General features: G+C 54.6%; 12 protein-coding genes and 1 pseudogene. 5 read left to right on the forward strand and 8 right to left on the reverse strand.

Annotated elements, in window-relative coordinates:
* Window positions 1-8: 8 nt before the first annotated feature.
* Both AACY36_RS23785 and AACY36_RS23790 read left to right on the forward strand, forming a co-directional pair.
* Window positions 9-488 carry a hypothetical protein gene (locus tag AACY36_RS23785; RefSeq protein WP_339421153.1) on the forward strand — a complete coding sequence of 160 codons (480 nt, stop codon included), beginning with the start codon at window positions 9-11 and terminating at the stop codon, window positions 486-488.
* 646 nt (window positions 489-1,134) lie between these two features.
* A complete protein-coding gene (locus tag AACY36_RS23790; RefSeq protein WP_339421154.1) occupies window positions 1,135-3,243 on the forward strand; it encodes a Tat pathway signal sequence domain protein in 2,109 nt (702 codons plus the stop codon).
* 200 nt (window positions 3,244-3,443) lie between these two features.
* On the opposite strand, the gene AACY36_RS23795 is transcribed toward AACY36_RS23790, so the two are convergent.
* The 3 genes from AACY36_RS23795 to AACY36_RS23805 form a co-directional block, all read right to left on the reverse strand.
* A complete protein-coding gene (locus tag AACY36_RS23795; protein WP_339425741.1) occupies window positions 3,444-4,841 on the reverse strand; it encodes a GntP family permease in 1,398 nt (465 codons plus the stop codon).
* A gap of 134 nt (window positions 4,842-4,975) precedes the next feature.
* Entirely contained in the window at window positions 4,976-5,917 is a 942-nt protein-coding gene (locus tag AACY36_RS23800; protein ID WP_339421158.1) for a 3-hydroxyacyl-CoA dehydrogenase family protein, read from the reverse strand.
* An 846-nt stretch (window positions 5,918-6,763) separates the two neighbouring features.
* Window positions 6,764-7,147 carry a winged helix-turn-helix transcriptional regulator gene (locus AACY36_RS23805; RefSeq protein ID WP_339421160.1) on the reverse strand — a complete coding sequence of 128 codons (384 nt, stop codon included), beginning with the start codon at window positions 7,145-7,147 and terminating at the stop codon, window positions 6,764-6,766.
* Between the two features lie 698 nt (window positions 7,148-7,845).
* On the opposite strand from AACY36_RS23805, the gene AACY36_RS23810 reads away from it, so the two are divergent.
* Entirely contained in the window at window positions 7,846-8,616 is a 771-nt protein-coding gene (locus AACY36_RS23810; protein ID WP_339457467.1) for a YkgJ family cysteine cluster protein, read from the forward strand.
* Window positions 8,617-8,795: 179 nt separating this feature from the next.
* Window positions 8,796-9,227: pseudogene (locus AACY36_RS23815) on the forward strand (transposase domain-containing protein); the annotation flags it as partial.
* A 402-nt stretch (window positions 9,228-9,629) separates the two neighbouring features.
* Here AACY36_RS23815 and AACY36_RS23820 read toward each other — a convergent pair.
* Window positions 9,630-10,340 carry a hypothetical protein gene (locus AACY36_RS23820; RefSeq protein WP_339428378.1) on the reverse strand — a complete coding sequence of 237 codons (711 nt, stop codon included), beginning with the start codon at window positions 10,338-10,340 and terminating at the stop codon, window positions 9,630-9,632.
* A gap of 148 nt (window positions 10,341-10,488) precedes the next feature.
* On the reverse strand, window positions 10,489-11,472 hold the full coding sequence (locus AACY36_RS23825) for an aldo/keto reductase (protein WP_339497647.1): 984 nt from the start codon (window positions 11,470-11,472) through the stop codon (window positions 10,489-10,491).
* Between the two features lie 389 nt (window positions 11,473-11,861).
* On the opposite strand from AACY36_RS23825, the gene AACY36_RS23830 reads away from it, so the two are divergent.
* Window positions 11,862-12,842 (forward strand): AraC family transcriptional regulator, encoded by a 981-nt coding sequence (locus AACY36_RS23830; RefSeq protein WP_339497642.1) that lies wholly within the window; start codon window positions 11,862-11,864, stop codon window positions 12,840-12,842.
* Window positions 12,843-13,110: 268 nt separating this feature from the next.
* On the opposite strand, the gene AACY36_RS23835 is transcribed toward AACY36_RS23830, so the two are convergent.
* The 3 genes from AACY36_RS23835 to AACY36_RS23845 all read right to left on the reverse strand — a co-directional run bounded on the left by AACY36_RS23835 (window position 13,111) and on the right by AACY36_RS23845 (window position 16,610).
* A complete protein-coding gene (locus AACY36_RS23835; protein WP_131696418.1) occupies window positions 13,111-14,529 on the reverse strand; it encodes a sugar porter family MFS transporter in 1,419 nt (472 codons plus the stop codon).
* 96 nt (window positions 14,530-14,625) lie between these two features.
* Window positions 14,626-15,585 (reverse strand): sugar phosphate isomerase/epimerase family protein, encoded by a 960-nt coding sequence (locus AACY36_RS23840; RefSeq protein ID WP_131696417.1) that lies wholly within the window; start codon window positions 15,583-15,585, stop codon window positions 14,626-14,628.
* Entirely contained in the window at window positions 15,582-16,610 is a 1,029-nt protein-coding gene (locus AACY36_RS23845; RefSeq protein WP_339421165.1) for a Gfo/Idh/MocA family oxidoreductase, read from the reverse strand. Before AACY36_RS23845 ends, AACY36_RS23840 begins: the two co-directional genes overlap by 4 nt.
* Window positions 16,611-16,620: the final 10 nt, after the last annotated feature.

Below are 16,620 nucleotides of genomic sequence, written 5' to 3' on the forward strand. Positions count from 1 at the left end.
ATTGTGTCATGGCGCAGAACACGGTCGAAGCCGATGAGAGCACCCAATCTCAGGGCGTGATCGTTCTCCCATCGGTGACGAGAAGCGGACAGGAGCACCGCCGCTACGACAGCGGAGACAGGACTTTACACCGTCTTCTCCGCTTTCCGCTGACGCTCCTAGAGACGCCGCAATCATTTCAGGGGAGGCTGGCGAGTTCGACCGGCATTTCGTCTTATCAATCAGGCAGCCAACGCACGCGTAATTACTCCCGAAGCTTTCTGATTGAAACTATCCAATATGGCGACACACTGACCGTCATCGAGGACATCACAAACGGCAGCCATATCAGCGATCTGGAGACTGCCTTTTATGGCGTTGCTGCTTTCACGCCCAATGATGGCAACGGCCAGGATAGATGCTCGGGTCCCACGCACTACCGCTCAGATGTTCACGCCTCAAAAGCTCACCTGGATATTGGAGAAGCTTACGTTGGGTGGAGGCGTTAGATGGCAAGGCCGCTTCTTGAGTATTGGCACCAGCACAAAGGTAGTAGAACAAAGGCCCTGTACGTTGACATCACTGATGGCGTGGTATGAGCTAACAAGCCACATAGACGTATCAATCAATATAAATAAAGCATTTGATAACAAATATGCAATGCAGAAGGGCGGCTTCGAAACGGTAAGTTATGGAGTTCCATAGAACGCAGTCCTGACAGTGAGACATAAAATTTAACTGGAGCTGGTTAATTACGCGGTCTGATGCGGCCGCCGCTGGGACCTGAGTGTGATTGCTTAGATCAGTCAAAGTTCCTGTTCCAAGAGCAACAGAGGTGGCTGGCCGCAATCACCGAGTAGGATAGCGGCTAGCCAGAATGTTCTGCGGGTTAGGGCTTATATTGCAGCTGATGTGGAGTCAAGGTTGGTGTATTCTGTCGGAAATATTGAACACTTCAAAGCTGGAAAATACCAATTCTCTGTCTAAGCCGAGGCCAGCGAATTGTAGAGTGATTTACGCATCACAAGCCGGAAAAATCTCAAGGTGGAAAATGAGAGACCCAGCGGGAACAATCCCATCCCTGAAGCGACGCAAAGACTTTAAACAGTATCGACCTGCCGCCACTGAGGCGCCTCAAGGAATTTCACTGCCAATATGAATAATGCTAAAAACCTGAATCTAGTGGCAAGGCCACATCGGACAGATTTCCATCGCGGTAGCAGTTTCAATAAGAAGTCCGTTGCTTCCAGATGCTTGTTACTTGCAGTGTCGCTTGGCGGGTTTTCGACATTGGCGTCAGCTGCATCTCAATCCCCATCGTGCGAAACCCCACCGGGCGGGATAATATTCATTACTCAAGACTGCATCGATCCGCAGTTTGATCGCCCAGTAATAGATAGCCGTGAAGATTTGAAAAGCCCTGTTCTGACACACCGTGTTTCCGGGCACTTCGAAGGCACCGATGTAAAATTCAGTTTTTTCTTCCCGCCGAAAACCCAATGGAAGGGGCGTTTTTTCCACAAGGTATATCCTTTGGGCGATGGTAGCGTTCCGGACCGTGTAATCAAATTTGGTGCCGACAGCGGTGCGTATACCGTGGACACTGTTTCACCCTCTGGCTACCGTGCCAACGCAGCAGCTGCAAAGTTCTCGAAGGTGATCGCTGGCGAATACTATGGATCGCCTGTCTCTCAGATCCACGGCTATATCTACGGTGGCAGCGGTGGATCTTATCTGACTATCGCTGCAGCCGAGAACTCGTCCGGGGTATGGGATGGAGCCGTGCCTTTCGTCATAGGTGTACCGACATCCATTCCAACCAATTTTTTTGTGCGTGCTTTCGCACGGCTTGTACTCGAAGACAAGGCTGAACACATTGCCGACGCTATGCGACCAGGAGGCAGCGGCGATCCTTTTGCAGGACTTGACGCCACTGAGGCCGCGGCTCTTGCGGAGGTCACAGCAATGGGCGTACCACTGCGCGGCTGGGATAATTACGCGTACATCCTGGGTCTCAATGACCCGCAGGGTTTACTGGGGTTTGCCAGTACGGTTAAGAACATCGATCCCGGATATGCAGATGACTTCTGGAGAAAACCTGGCTACCTCGGTACCGAGCAATCCGCTCTGGGCAATCTTGTACGAAGGGCGAAAATTGACCGTGTAGTGTCGGTTCAAAAGATAGATCGCGACTCAGCTGGCAAGCCTTTACGCTTGCACTTGGCGGGGCTGCCACACTTCAAAAACAGCGCTTGGTTTGACTTTACTCTCGAAGGAGCAGAAGAGGGCAACCGAAAATTGTTGGGGTCGTTAGATGCTGAGCACGGGGTCATTACTCTGGCCGCGCAAAATCAAGCTGATACGCTCAACACCCTGAAAAATGGGGCCGAGGTTCGTGTCGACAATCGCTGGGCAATTGCGTTGACCTCCTACCATCGCCACCAGGTGCCAGCTTCTGGTGGATTTACTGTATGGGATCAGTTTCGCAATGCAAACGGTTCACCGCGCTACCCGCAACGTCCGCAAGAGCTAGGCCCAATAATCAGCGCCGGTGTCAGCGGAGGCGGTAGTTTTACCGGCAAGATAAACAGCAAGATGATAGTGATCGCCAACGCACTTGATGTCGATGCCTACCCTTGGGATGCCGACTGGTATGGCCGTCGATTGAAGGCAGGAGAGGGCGGGCAGTACGACGCGAAGGTGCGAATCTGGTTAAACGATAACGCAGATCATTTGGATGGCAGCGTTGTTGCCTCGGGCTCGGCTGATAATCAGTTTGTGAGACTTGTCGATTACAACGGCATCCTCGAACAAGCCGTTAGGGACGTAAGCGTTTGGGTGGAAACTGGTATAGCGCCACCTGGCTCCACTCAATATGCAGTCAATAATGGCCAGGTCTCGTTACCTGCAGATGCGTCAGCCAGGCAAGGCATCCAGCCAGTCGTAAAACTGACGTCCAAGAGCGGTGAGAGAATCATTGCGAAGGTCGGCCAGCCCATCACGCTTCTTGGTGACATTTCAGTCCCGCCATCTGCTGGCAAAATTGTCAAAACAGAATGGAGTCAAACGGGTAACGATGATTTTTTAGACACGCCACTTCCTCACCAGCCGTCAGAAACCCTCGCTGTACATAAGACATTCTTTTACTCGAAACCTGGCACCTACTATCCCGTGCTCCGTGTGACATCCCAGCGAGAAGGGGACGGCACGACGGAGTTTACGCGGGTCGGTAATCTGGCAAGAGTGCGCGTGATAGTGAAGTAGCAAATATCCAAGGGGTATTTGCTCCGGGCATCAAGGGCGTCATAGCTGCACTGGGATCGGATATCGGACAGATTTTCTATCTATATCCATCCCGGGATTACGCGAATACCAGCGGAAAACCTGTTCACTAAGTCCAGGTTACCGCCGCTGGTGTTCAGGCAATAGTGCGGTTTTGCTATTTCAGATTCGCCCCGCACTCTTTAAACGATGCCCGTGAGGTAAAAGACGGCGATAACAAAGGCGACTGCAAGTGTCTTGATCAATGTGATCGCAAATATACCGCCATAGGCCTGGCGGTGTGTCAGGCCAGTGACTGCTAGCAAGGTGATGACGGCGCCATTGTGGGGCAGAGTGTCCATGCCGCCACTGGCCATAGACGCCACGCGGTGTAGAACTTCCAGTGGGATGCCGGCTGCATTGGCTGAGGCAATGAAGTTGTCTGCCATCGCGGCCAGAGCAATGCTCATCCCCCCAGATGCCGAGCCAGTAATACCTGCAAGCAAGGTGACGCTTACAGCTTCGTTAACCAGCGGGTTAGGGATGGTTTGTAGCGCCTGAGAGAGCAAAACGAAGCCTGGCAAAGCCGCGATGACCGCACCAAACCCGTACTCGGACGCAGTGTTTAGCGAGGCCAGCATTGCCCCGGCCACAGCGGTTCTGCTGCCTTCGGCCAGTTTGTTTCTTATGGTGCGGAAACCTAAAACTCCGACGATGATAATGCCCGACAGCAGTGCGGCCTCTACCGCCCAGATACCCGTAATCTTGGCGATTTCAGTTTGTATGGGTGCGCTTAATCCCGGCAGTGTCAAGCTGTGACTTGCGCCGTACCACTGGGGAATCCAGCGAGTAAAAAAGAAATTCAGTACGCCGACCAGAACCAACGGCAGCAACGCTATCAGGGGATGAGCCAGGGTAATGTCTTCCGGCGTATCCGGCTCGTTACGCAGGTCAACGGCGTCGCCATAACCTTCACCTGCACGCTGGGTGCGCCGGCGCCACAACTCCAGGAATGCCAGTCCGACCACGATCACGAAGATCGAACCTATCAATCCCAGCCATGGAGCAGCCCAGGCTGTCGTCTTGAAAAAACTGGTCGGAATAATATTCTGGATCTGCGGCGTGCCGGGTAGCGCATCCATCGTGAAAGAGAACGCACCGAGAGCGATTGTTGCCGGCATTAGCCTTTTGGGAATGCCGATTTGGCGAAACATCTCGGCGGCGAATGGGTAAACTGCGAACACCACTACGAATAGCGAAACCCCTCCATAGGTCAGCAACGCGCATACGGCCACAATCACCGGAATCGCCTGCTTGCGCCCTAGCAGTCGAATGGCAGCAGCAACAATTGATCGGGAAAACCCCGACAACTCGATGAGCTTACCGAACACGGCACCGAGCAGAAACACCGGGAAGTAGAGTTTGATGAAACCGACCATCTTGTCCATGAACAGACCCGTGAAGGCCGGAGCCACGGCGCTCGGATCGGTCAGCAAGACTGCGCCAAGCGCGGCGATGGGGGCGAAGAGGATAACGCTGTAGCCACGGTATGCGGCGAGCATCAACAGACCAAGAGCCGCGAGGGCAATCAGAATACTCATGAAATCTCCAGTTGCTGGCTCATTGGCCAGCGATTATTGTTTTTATGAATTTTGCCTAAGGCCATTGGTGTAGCGGGCGGTATTCAATCGGTTAGCGAGTACTTGCTTTGGAGCCGTGCTTTTGCTCAGTGGGTTCAGGGTTTGAGTGCATACCGTAACTGGTGCCCGCGCCGACTCAGCAACCTTTCGTGGCGCGCCTCATCCCAGCGATAGAAGCCTTGACCGCTGCGCAGGCCGGTATTCCCCGCCGCCACCTTTTCCTTGAGCAACTCAATGACTTCGGTGCCTTGTGCCAATTGCGGTATCAGGTGAGTTGATATGTCTACAAAGGTATCCAGCCCGGCCATATCGGCCGCCTCGAGCGGGCCAACCATGCCATAGCGGCGGCCCAATGAAGCCCGCATGACCCTATCCACTGTGTCCGCATCAGCGATACCACTCTGGACGATATGCAGCGCTTCCCGCAGCAGGGCAAATTGAAGACGATTTCCAATAAAGCCGGGCGCCGCCTTCTCAAGTACGACAGCTTCCAGATCCATGGCCTCGAGCATCACACGCACTTTTTCGACAAGGTGCGCATCGGTGGCGGTACCGGGTACCAATTCCACTAACGGAATAAAATGCGGAGGATTCCAGAAGTGCGCGATGAACAACCGCTCCGGGTGCTCCAAACTCTCTGCAAGACTATCCGGCGGAAAACCACTGGTATTGCTGGCGAACACGCAGTCGGGTCTGACGATGCCTTCCAGTTCCCGATAAAGTGACTGTTTTAACGGCAGACGCTCGGGTACTGCTTCGATGAGTAGATCAACATCGGCCAATGCAGTCAGCGTGCTGACGGGTATCAGGCGCGACAAAGTCACGTCCCGGTCCGCTTCGTCGAATTGGTCGGCAGCCACCAATTCGTTGAGGATCATGCTAGCTACCGTTGGAATGTCCGCCAGCCGCTCAAGTTGCGGGTCGTAGAGGCTTACCTGCAATCCGTGGCGTGCAAGGTGCAGCGCGATTCCAACCCCCATGAGGCCGGCTCCCAAAATGGCAGTGGATGCGAAAGCGGTTTTGGTGGAAGTGGCCATATTATTATTCCTTGTTTACGCGCCGACGTTAGCGCGACTCTCTGGTCGCCAATGATCAATGGCGTGGACAGACCTTGTGCGTGTCACCACGGATAATCCGTGCATCACCAGTGCCCGATGGCCAGACACCCTGATTAACAGCCTGACTGTTGACGTTTACTCTGTTGGTGTCTCACTCGAGTTCTTTTGCAACAGATTAAGACCGGCCCTCAAACAACAGGCTTTTAGGCCTCATCAATGCAGGGAAGAGTCATCCTGGGGGACAGCCGTTTTTTGAGAAGAAGACTACCGACAGCGTGGATACCATGCTTATTGGAAAATGTTGTTGGCTCGCGGGTGTCTATGAACTTGATCTCGGCGATGAGGTTTCAGATATGCCCAAAAAGCCAAGATCCTCGTCGCGCGCAACTCTCTTCTGAAGCCCGCCGCCCATCGCTTCTGAATAGCTACTAACGCCCTTATTGAAACCAGCGATTCCCTTGCTACGCTCCCTTTTCTTGGGGCCGGGAAATCATGCGGCCCTGAGTATGACCTTGGCAGATTGATCTGTTAATTTTGTTTTTTTTATGCATTGATTTGTAAAACTAATAAATGCGCCCATCAAATGGTGCTTGTCGTTAGTGGCATTTCAAGCATTTTATGTCTTGACAAATGAGCCAGTCGAATAACGCGTTCATATGCTCAGATGTTGGTACAAGGCATTGAGGGAGAACATCGTTATCAGTCTTACCGTGGTATACACGGTAACCATAGGGTCTAATTTAGAGTTAGTAGGGTTGAGGATACCGCAGGTAAATCGAAGAAATTACCCGTTGCAGTTGGCCAGTGGCGGCGAGCAAGAAAAAATCAATCCGCCAGGTTTTCTTGTGCGGCCTCGTCAAACTTCAATCGGGCCGTTTCAACCTCAGGCAATTTGTCAAGCGTCCATTTATGCAATTCGCGAAATGGCTGTTGAAGTGTGCGACCTAGTTGGGTGATCTCATACTGCACTGCCACGGGCGACAACGAGATGACTTTGCGCGAGACCAGCCCATTTCGTTCCAGTCGCCGCAGGCACTGTGTAAGCGCCTTCTGCGTGACGCCCTCCAGGCGGCGTCTAATGGCGTTAAAACGGTGCGGCCCGTCATCTAGCACCGCCAGAACCATCATCGACCACTTATCAGCAATCTGGTCGAAAAGAGCCCGGCTCGGGCACTCCGACGAGAAACATTGTGGCTTTAATTCCAGCATCTAAGTTTCCTCGTATATACCTAGGCGACTCTGGGTGCCTAATTGACATTTGGTTTACAAAATATACTTATATAGCCTCCGAAAGCAAATGGAGCCCATCGAATGGCAAAATCTGGTTGCTGCATGTCATTTCACCCTTTTTCCTTCCGGTCGTTTGAGCTTAAAACCGATTGTCATGGCGCCGATGACGAGGCAACTCTGACCGCAGGGTATTCCCGACAAAGGGAGCACTGAGTATTGCCGTCACGGGCTTCTTGCAGAAGGACCTGTTATTGATTGTCCGGCTGCACGTAAGGGTGCTGGCATCCTTTTTCCACAGTGAAACGGCGCTAGCCGGGTGCATTAACGTGATCAATTCTGTTCTCAGTGTCAGTGGTCGTATGGGGCCGCAACTTTGGCACACCGGCGCGGTGCGTTACGTCAGCGGTTGGGAGCCCAATGGGCCGGCTGAAAGCCCAACCGGCATCTATTCGCCAAACGAGCCGCGCGGTAGGCAATAAGCGGATAAGAAATCGCTGACCCGGTTGCTGCATTCGCCAAGGCAGCGGTGGATCCCAAAAGACTGAGTTTAGACACCGCTGAGATCCTGCGAAACGAAGATGCCCGTAGGCCGGGTAATAGGGCGTTGCCATGGATATACCCATCTTTTTAACCACCGCCGCTACTCGGAGTTTGGCGGCGATGAGCAGAGATTGATCATGACATCTATAAATCATTCAGTGACGCTCATAGAAAACGTCACGCGGTTTACCTGTAACGGGTGCGGAACTTGCTGCAAAGAACGTCTTATTCCTCTCAGCCTTCAAGAGGCCGAGCAATGGTTAAATCGCGGTGGTGACATCGCTGTCATACTCGAAGCTTTCGACACGTCAGTCTTCCCGTTGCCAGAGCACTACAACCACAGCGTGCGACGCGCGGTAGATGTAGCCAGTGGAGATGCACGTATTCAGGTGATAGCCATTTTTGCTGGTAACGCACTGACACAGTGTCCAAGTTTAGGGGAGGATAACCACTGCACAATCTATGAAGATCGACCGCTGGTCTGTCGAATCTACCCGATGGAAATCAATCCATTTATACCCCTGCGCCCCGAAGAAAAGGTCTGCCCCCCTGAAATCTGGGAAGCGGGAGAAGTGTTATGTTCTGACCGTAGAGTTGACCCTGTCTTAGAGGGTCAGATTCAACGCTCCCGGCAGACTGATCGCGACGATGCCAGGGCTAAAGTTTTAGTATGCGCGGCGATGGGGATGAGTGTTGCCGCATGGAAAGGTAACGCTCTGGCTGTTTACTTAGCCGACCGTGCGCAGTTGCAACAGGCCATCAGTTTCGTTAGGGCGGGGGGGGATGTACCGGTAAATGTGTCTTGGAAAGTTCGTGTAGATGATGCTGACCTTCACACTCGTCTGCATGGGGTAGGTATTGAGCTGGATCTTCGCGCACAGACTGAATATATCTTTCACTCGATTTAATCGAAGAGCTTAGTGATTTGCCGGGTTTTTAGTCGGAGTGGATGATTGGTAAGCGTCCCGTCCCTCATTCAGACTTACATAAACGCCACTTATGAGGGTAATGCTGTTCACTTAAGCATTTGAGCTTGCGCCGGGCTTCCTAGAAAATCCGATGCCAGACCTCTGGCATCGGATTTTTTATGTCTGTTCAACAGGACCTGCTCGACCTCGGCGATCTTTTTAACTTTTGCGACCTGAGCACCTGCACCCAAAACATTCCCATAGAGTGGGTAGCGTCTGCGCTCGACCTCCCCAGTCAGGCGACCATTCGCCGGCGTCGCCTGCCCGCTGATCAGGTGCTGTGGCTAGTGCTCGGCATGGCGTTATTCCGTGACGAGCCCGTTCACGAGGTGGCCAGACGTTTGAACATCTGCGCCCAAGGCCTGGCCACTGACCATTTGCTGGCGCGCAGCGGTGTAACCGAAGCGCGTAAGCGACTCGGCGCCGATCCTGTTGAGTGGCTATTCCGTAAGACCGGCAACCATTGGGGCGCGGAGCGCTATGACGATGATACCTGGCATGATCTGCAGATTTTCGCAGTGGACGGTGCGCTTTTGCGCACCCCGGATACCGCCCTTTCCTGCGAGTGGTAAGCGGGAGGCCTGAGCCGAGCTCAGCGACGTCGGCTCCGGGCAATCCTGCGGCGTAAAAATCAAAATCGTACTTTGCAATCCACACCTGTCCTGAGGCACCGTAACGTGCTGATCAGCGACTCGTCGAACAGATAGGTATCAGCGCCGTTGACCATGGCGAACGGCGTATCGCCCAGGCCTTCTGTCAACGCCCTGGGTGTGGCCGCTCTGGCGAAAAGACAACATCGTGCTGACGCGCAGGTGTGGTTGACCCGAATGTCTGGCTAACGCACATCCACCGCCAGCGTGACCGCAGTCAACTCAGTGGAGCCGGTCAGTACTGGCTGGATTCGCCTCAATTGCCCGGGCAGTTACAAGCAATGTCCAAGATGGCCTTTATTTTTAAGTCGGAGGACTGAACGAAGGACGTTTTCTTACTTTCGCTGCCGAGTTTAACCAGAGCAGAATGGCTGCGAGAGAAGCGGTTATTATCAATGTAAGCCACATGATGACCAGCAGGGTGAAAGTGACACTGTTGTTTAACTCACGAAAAATGCCGAAGGCAAAAGCTGTGTACCAAGACACCCCCGAAACTGCACCGGATGCGAGAAATAAGGTAGCTCTTCTACGGGAAACCCCAAAGAGCAGGGGGCGACTCAAGTCGCGCAGTGCTTGTGGCAACACAAACGCGTGAATGATTATTCCATTGATGGTCAGGACGATCACCACAATTACCTTCGCCCAGAGTTTAGGATTCTCAAACTTTTCCGGTGACTCCAACGCGTAAAGAGCAAGGAAGCCAAGACCTGAAAGCCACAGGAGGCATAGTCCAAGAGTGACCGCGTTGCTGATGAAGTGAAAGGTGCGTCCGACTTCAACGGGGAGGCTACCCCTACGCATCCAACGCAAAATCCAGAGGTCCAGCATCGTCGCCCCGCCGAGACCGAAGCACATACCGAGCAGGTGCATCCCTACAAGGAGTGTCAGAACCTTCAACTGTGGGAGTGGATCAGGCAACGGAACGCTAAGCGCAAGTGTGTCCGCGAGTAAGTGACCACTGCTGGAGAGCGCAAGTAAGCCGCCGAAAATCATGAGAGACGTTCGTGTTTTCATTTATTACAACCTTAGGCTAGCGTTCTTATTTGAACGCGTGCACAGTTTATTTTCTGGAGAATAAGGTCCTTGAATTCTCAATGTTATGGATGTGAGCGATTGCAGTGAAAGGAAGTTAAAGCTTGCTCCGGTAAAACTCCAATAAAGCTCAGGAAGGCACCGGTGCTTGAGCATCAATCAAACTCTGGCGCTTCAACTCCTCCCAAAAGGCTGCCGGAATACCGACCTTCATCGCCTGTACATTGGAAACTACCTGCCCCGGCGAACGCGCCCCCGGAATGATCGCGGACACTTGTGGATGTGCCGCTGCGAACTGCAAGGCGGCAGTATGAATGTCGATGCCATGTCGGCTGGCAACCGCCATGATTCGCGCGCGCTTTTCTACCGCTCCGGCAGGTAGATCCTGACTGAAGTTATATCGGCTGCGCCCTCCCAGAAATCCATCATTCAGGGGTGTTCCAATCACGACACTGGTGCCCTTACTACTCAACGCCGGAAAGGTGCTGCGCAACGCATCGCCGTGGTCGAGGAGGGAATACTGGCAGGCAAGCAACACGATGTCGGGCGTCGGGTCAATACTGGCCAGTGCCTGAACCACGGCGTTCGGCGTATTGACGCCGAAGCCCCATGCCTTGATGAGCCCTTCATTCCGCATCTTTTCAAGCTCAACCATCGCCCCTGTGCGCGCAATTCGATACGCCGCTTCCCATCCGCCTTCCAGCTCGGTGTTATCTGGTGAGATGTCGTGGATAAAAACGATATCGATACGTGGTAGCCCCAGACGCTGCAGGCTGTCTTCCACGGAACGTCGCGTGCCTGCTGCGGTGTAGTCATATTGGTAGTTGAAAGGGGCTGGCGACTTCCAGATGGCATGGTCCGCGCGCAGGCCACCCACAGCCGTCAATACGCGGCCGACCTTGGTGGAGATCACATAGTCGTCTGGATCTTTGTCATGCAGGAAGCGACCCAGACGATATTCACTCAAGCCAAACCCGTAGAACGGCGACGTGTCGTAAAACCTTACGCCCGCATCCCAAGCCGCCTGCAGAACCAAGCCCGCCTGCACGTCGCTGATCGGCGCAAAGATATTGCCGATCTGCGTCCCGCCCATGCCAAAGCGTTGAGGCGTCATGTATCTCATTGTCTGCGAGGGCGCATTGAGGGGCAGGTCGGCGCGCACGAGCCGGCCTTCAGTACGCATCACGCTTCCATGCTCTGTCAGCGAAGTGGGTGCTGGGGCAGCAGCCACCGAACTTGCGAAAGCCGATGCTGGCAGCAAAGCGGCTGTAACAGCACCAGCGACCGAGTAGGTAAGAAAATCTCGTCTGTCCATCCAAAACTTTCCTTTCGCGACTGAGGGGGCACGGCCTCATCGAAGCCGGTATTCGTACTGGAAGTTAGAACAACGAGGGGTGGCCGGGTGACCCTAATGCGCCATATTTTTTGCACAATCCTGCCGATGCACTTGTGCTGGTCACGCACTCAGCAAACTCAAGCATTCCGTATATAGGGGCGCATGTGATGACGAGCGGTTCCATCTCGCAGTTCCGTTTCAGCCATGTGCATTCCCTGGGTTTGCGCGAACCCGCTCAACCCAACGAACGCCTCCAGGCACTCAGACGGCTTATCGAAAAAGTCACTCTGCAGATTGGCTTGGCCGAGGCTTGCACGACGTCGATTCCAGGCTTGGCCTTTTATCGAGTGGCCGAACTAGGTACGCCCAAGTACTGCATTTATGAGCCTTGCGTGGCCATCATTCTGCAGGGCGCGAAGGAGATCGCGTTCGGCGAGCAAGCCTGTGAGTTCGGGCAAGGGGCGTTTTTTGTCACTTCGGTCGATATACCCACACTGGCTCGCGTTAACGCGGCTAGTGAACAAACCCCTTATTTATCAATTGTGTTGAAACTCGATTTTTCCATGCTCAACGAGGTGATCCTGACCCTGGAACCGCCAAAGCAGGAAATGGCTACTGAGGCGCGGGGCTTCGTATCCGGTATGGCGACGAGTGAGCTGCTCGACGCGTTCACCCGACTCTCCACGCTGATCGAGCGGCCACTTGAAGCAGGCCTGATGTCGGGCCTTATCAAGCGGGAGATATACGGTAGGCTGCTGCTCAGTGAAGCGGGGCATTTGTTGCGCAGCGTCACTCGCGATGGTTACCGAGACAAGGGCATCGTGAGAGCCATTGAGTGTTTAAAGTATCACTACGACAAGCCGCTGCACGTGGCCGACCTCGCCGAACGATCAGGAATGGCCAGCTCTACCCTGCATCACCGGTTTCGCAAGTTGACAGGCACCAGCCCCATTCAGTATCAAAAATCGTTGCGGCTGCAAGCCGCGCGCAGCCTGATGTTGACCGATAGGCTAGACGTGAACACCGCCGCGTTGCGGGTCGGCTATGAAAGCGTCGCCCAGTTCAGCCGCGAATATGCCCGACGTTTCGGAGCCCCACCCTCCAGAGACATCAAGCATGCACGGGAAAATGGTGGGCGGCTCGACTAACCGCACTAATGTTTCCACGGTCGGCCGTGTTAAGGCCACTCAACACCTGCGAAAATTAGGATTGCGTTGCAGTGGGCCCAGGCATTTACAAGCAGGCACTTTCTCCGTTGATCGAGGCGCGATGATATTGCCTGTTGGCGACGGCTGCGACGCCATAGGGGCACCAATCGTGCCCACGGCTGCAGCCCATGCCTTTGCGCGTAGCCGCGCTCCGTGCAACGAAATAGGAAACTGAGGAACGGCAGTTAGGGGGGCAACTTCATCCCGTCTACCCATACAACCGCTGCTCAATCTCTTCGAGCGTGCTGCCTCGTGTCTCCGGTACCCACACTGCAACGAAGGTCAGAGACAGAAGTCCTGCTCCCACGAATACAAAGAAGGTTTGGCCGATCCCGATCGTTGCAACCAAGGATGGGAAGAACATGCCGATCATCACGTTGGTCAACCAGAAGGCTGCGATCGCCATGCCCATGCATCCGCCACGGATGCGCATTGGGAAAATTTCTGCCAAAAGCACCCAGAAAGCAGGCCCGATCAGCCCTTGCATGGAGGCCAAGAACATCGCCATGGCGCCGAGAATGAGCATGGCGCGGGTGACGGAGGGGTCGACAAAAACTGAAACCAGGCCAATCAACAGCAAAGACAATGTGGTGCCGGTGAAGCCGAGCAACATCATTGGGCGACGCCCCACGCGGTCCAGCAGAGCAATACCCACGAACGTTGCGCCAATCGAGATAATGCCGTTTACGACATTGGCTATCAGTGCGCTACGTTGTTCCAGGCCTGCTTCTGTGAGGATCTGGGTGCCGAAGTACATGATTGAATTGACTCCGGTCAGCTGCGACGTAACAGCGATACCGATGCCAATCAAAAAGATTCGTCGTGCGCCCTTTTGAGACAGATCGCGCCAGCCACCTTTTTTAATGAATCGCTCGTTGCTGATCTGCTGAGTGATGGCCTCCATCTCAGCCTTGGCGTAGTACTCCTCCCGCACCAGTTTCAGTACCTCCAGGCCCTCTCTGAAGCGCCCTTTGGTGGCTAGCCAGCGCGGGCTTTCCGGCATGTAGAGCATACCCAACCAGAGTGCCACGGCTGGCAGGGTTGCCAAGGCAAGCATCCATCTCCAAACACCATCGAGATCGCTGAACAAATTGCCCAGTGTGGCGTTAGTGGTGAAGGCCAGGAATTGCCCGGTGACGATCATCAGCTCGTTGCGAGTGATGATGCGACCGCGGATGCTGGATGGGGCCATTTCCGCAAGATACGCCGGCACGACGACCGATGCGCCGCCCACCGCTAACCCCAGCGTGAAGCGGGCGGCCACCATGACGTTGAGGGTGGGCGCCAGCGCACAAGCCAACGCGCCAAGAAAAAACACTACGGCGAGGAAAAGAATGATACGGCGGCGACCCTTGAGGTCCGATAGGCGACCGCTGCACAGCGCCCCCATCATTGCGCCGATCAATAGGGCGCTGGCGACCAAGCCCTCCGTAAATGGCGTCAGGCCCAGGTCATCCTTCATATAGAGCAGGGCGCCATTGATGACGCCGGTATCGAAGCCGAACAGCAGGCCGCCAAACGTGGCAATCCAAGTCACTTTTTGCAGGTAGCGCTGTGCCTGGCGTTTTTCAGGACTTACATAGGCGGCTGAAGTGTCTGCCGTATTTCCGTAGGAATTAATTGTCATTGTGATATTCCTGACTGAAACTTATGGGGATGCTCACTCGCCATTGCGGTGAGCGATTTAATATGGAATTACATTGGTTTTTTCTCGTGGTGCGATTCAGATGGACTGGGGTTTGAAATCGCTGGCGGCAACCGGCATGACGCTCTTTAGCAGTCTTACGGACTTTTCCAAGCCCTCGAGGCTGTTGAGTAAAACGTCCTCATGCTCAATCGATAGCCAGCCATCGTAGCCAGCCATCTTCAAGCGGTAGCAGAATTGCCGCCACCATTGCTCACCGTGGCCGAATCCAAGCGTGATGTAGGACCAGCTTCGGGATGAGATATCCATCAATGAGCCATTTTCCAGGAGTGAATCCACGGCCTGGACTGGCGCGTTAAGCAAAGTATCTTTGGCGTGCACATGGTAAATGGCGTCGCCCAGTGCCTCGGCGGCGACCAGCGGGTCAGCGCCCATCCAGAACAGATGCGAGGGATCCAGGTTGGCGCCTATCACCGGTCCGATCGCATTGCGTAGTTTCAGCAGCGAACGGACGTTGTAGACGCACTGGTTACCGTGCAATTCCAAAGCGATACGCTCCACACCGTTCTCCTTGGCCAGATCAGCGATCTCGCTCCAGAAGGGCAGCAGGCGTTCTTCCCATTGATAGCGCAGCATTGTCTGGGTTTCGGGAGGCCATGAGGCAACCACCCAGTTCGGCATCCTGTCGCCGGCCCGACCCTCTGGTAAGCCGGACATGGTGCAAACGGTCTTGACTCCCAGTTCACCGGCTACGCGTATCGTGTCCTTGAGACACTGGCCTTGCTCGGGCTGCGTGGGATGCAAAGGGTTGCCGTTGGCGTTCAGGGAAATGATTTCCAGGCCGTGCTCCTGGAAGCTGCGTTTGAGTGCCTGGCGTTCCTCGGCGCTGGCGAGCATCTGCGCCAAGTTAAAGTGCGGCGCGGTCGACCATCCGCCGGTGTTGATCTCCAGGCCCGACACTTCCAGGCGTTCAGCCTGCTTGAGCATCTCCCGCAATGGCAGGTTACCGAGGCTGTCGGTGACGAATCCCAGCTTCATGACGTAGCTCCTTCTCGCGATCGGTAGAGGGGCGGTACTTCCAGCGTTGGCAAAACTACCCGGCGACGCTGATTGAGTGCCTCGATACCGGCTTGGGCGACGATGGCTGCGCAATAGCCGTCCCAGGCATTCGCGGCATGGACAGGGAATACGCCTGTGTTGATGAACTCCACGAATGCTTTGTTCTGCAGGCGGTAGGCGTCGGCGAAACGCGGCCGCCAATCGGCAGCGTACCGTTCAAAGCCTTGAAGACGGGTATTGAAACGAGCATTTACGGGAGTGGCCAGTTGCACGGAACCCAGCTCGCCCACGAGCTCGCCACGCACGTCGTACCCGTAATGGGCGTTGTTGTTGATTTCGATGTTCACCAGATGGCCTTCCCGGGTTTCCAGCACCATGAATACCGGAGCACCGGCGCCATCCTCAGACGTGCGGGTAGGTTGGAACACTGAAATGGCAACGTATTCAGTGTCGAGCACATGACGGGCCACATCGAACTCATGAGGCGCGGAGTTACTGATCGCCATTTGCCCGCTGAAGTTGGCGGGAGCTTCTACGTTGCGATGGAAATTGTGCATCATCACGGCCCGACCTATCACGCCGTCGCCCAAGGCACTTTTCATTTCCCTGTACGACGGGTCAAACCGGCGCATGAAGCCCAGTTGCACGAATTGGCGACCCCGGGAGGCCTCTTTGTCGATGACCGCCAGGCACTGGTTCGGGCTTTGAGACAGCGGCTTTTCACACAGTGCAGGTTTCCCAGCCTCGATGGCTGCCATGGTCAGGATCGCATGGGTTTCGTCCGGGCTGGCGATGATGATTGCATCGACATCGGACCTTGAAAGTGTGAACAGTGGATCAGTGGAAACGTCAGCGGCGCCATAACGGTCAGCTATCAGCTTCGCTCGCTCTGGCGACGCATCACACACCACATGCAACGTGGCTCCCGGAAGGTCCTGGGCAATGATGCGGGCGTGATCTTCCCCCATAATCCCTGCGCCGATAACGGCGATTCGTATGCTCATATTCAACTAC

It is taken from the genome of Pseudomonas sp. EA_15y_Pfl1_P101 (assembly GCF_963970835.1).
GTDB lineage: Bacteria > Pseudomonadota > Gammaproteobacteria > Pseudomonadales > Pseudomonadaceae > Aquipseudomonas > Aquipseudomonas tritici.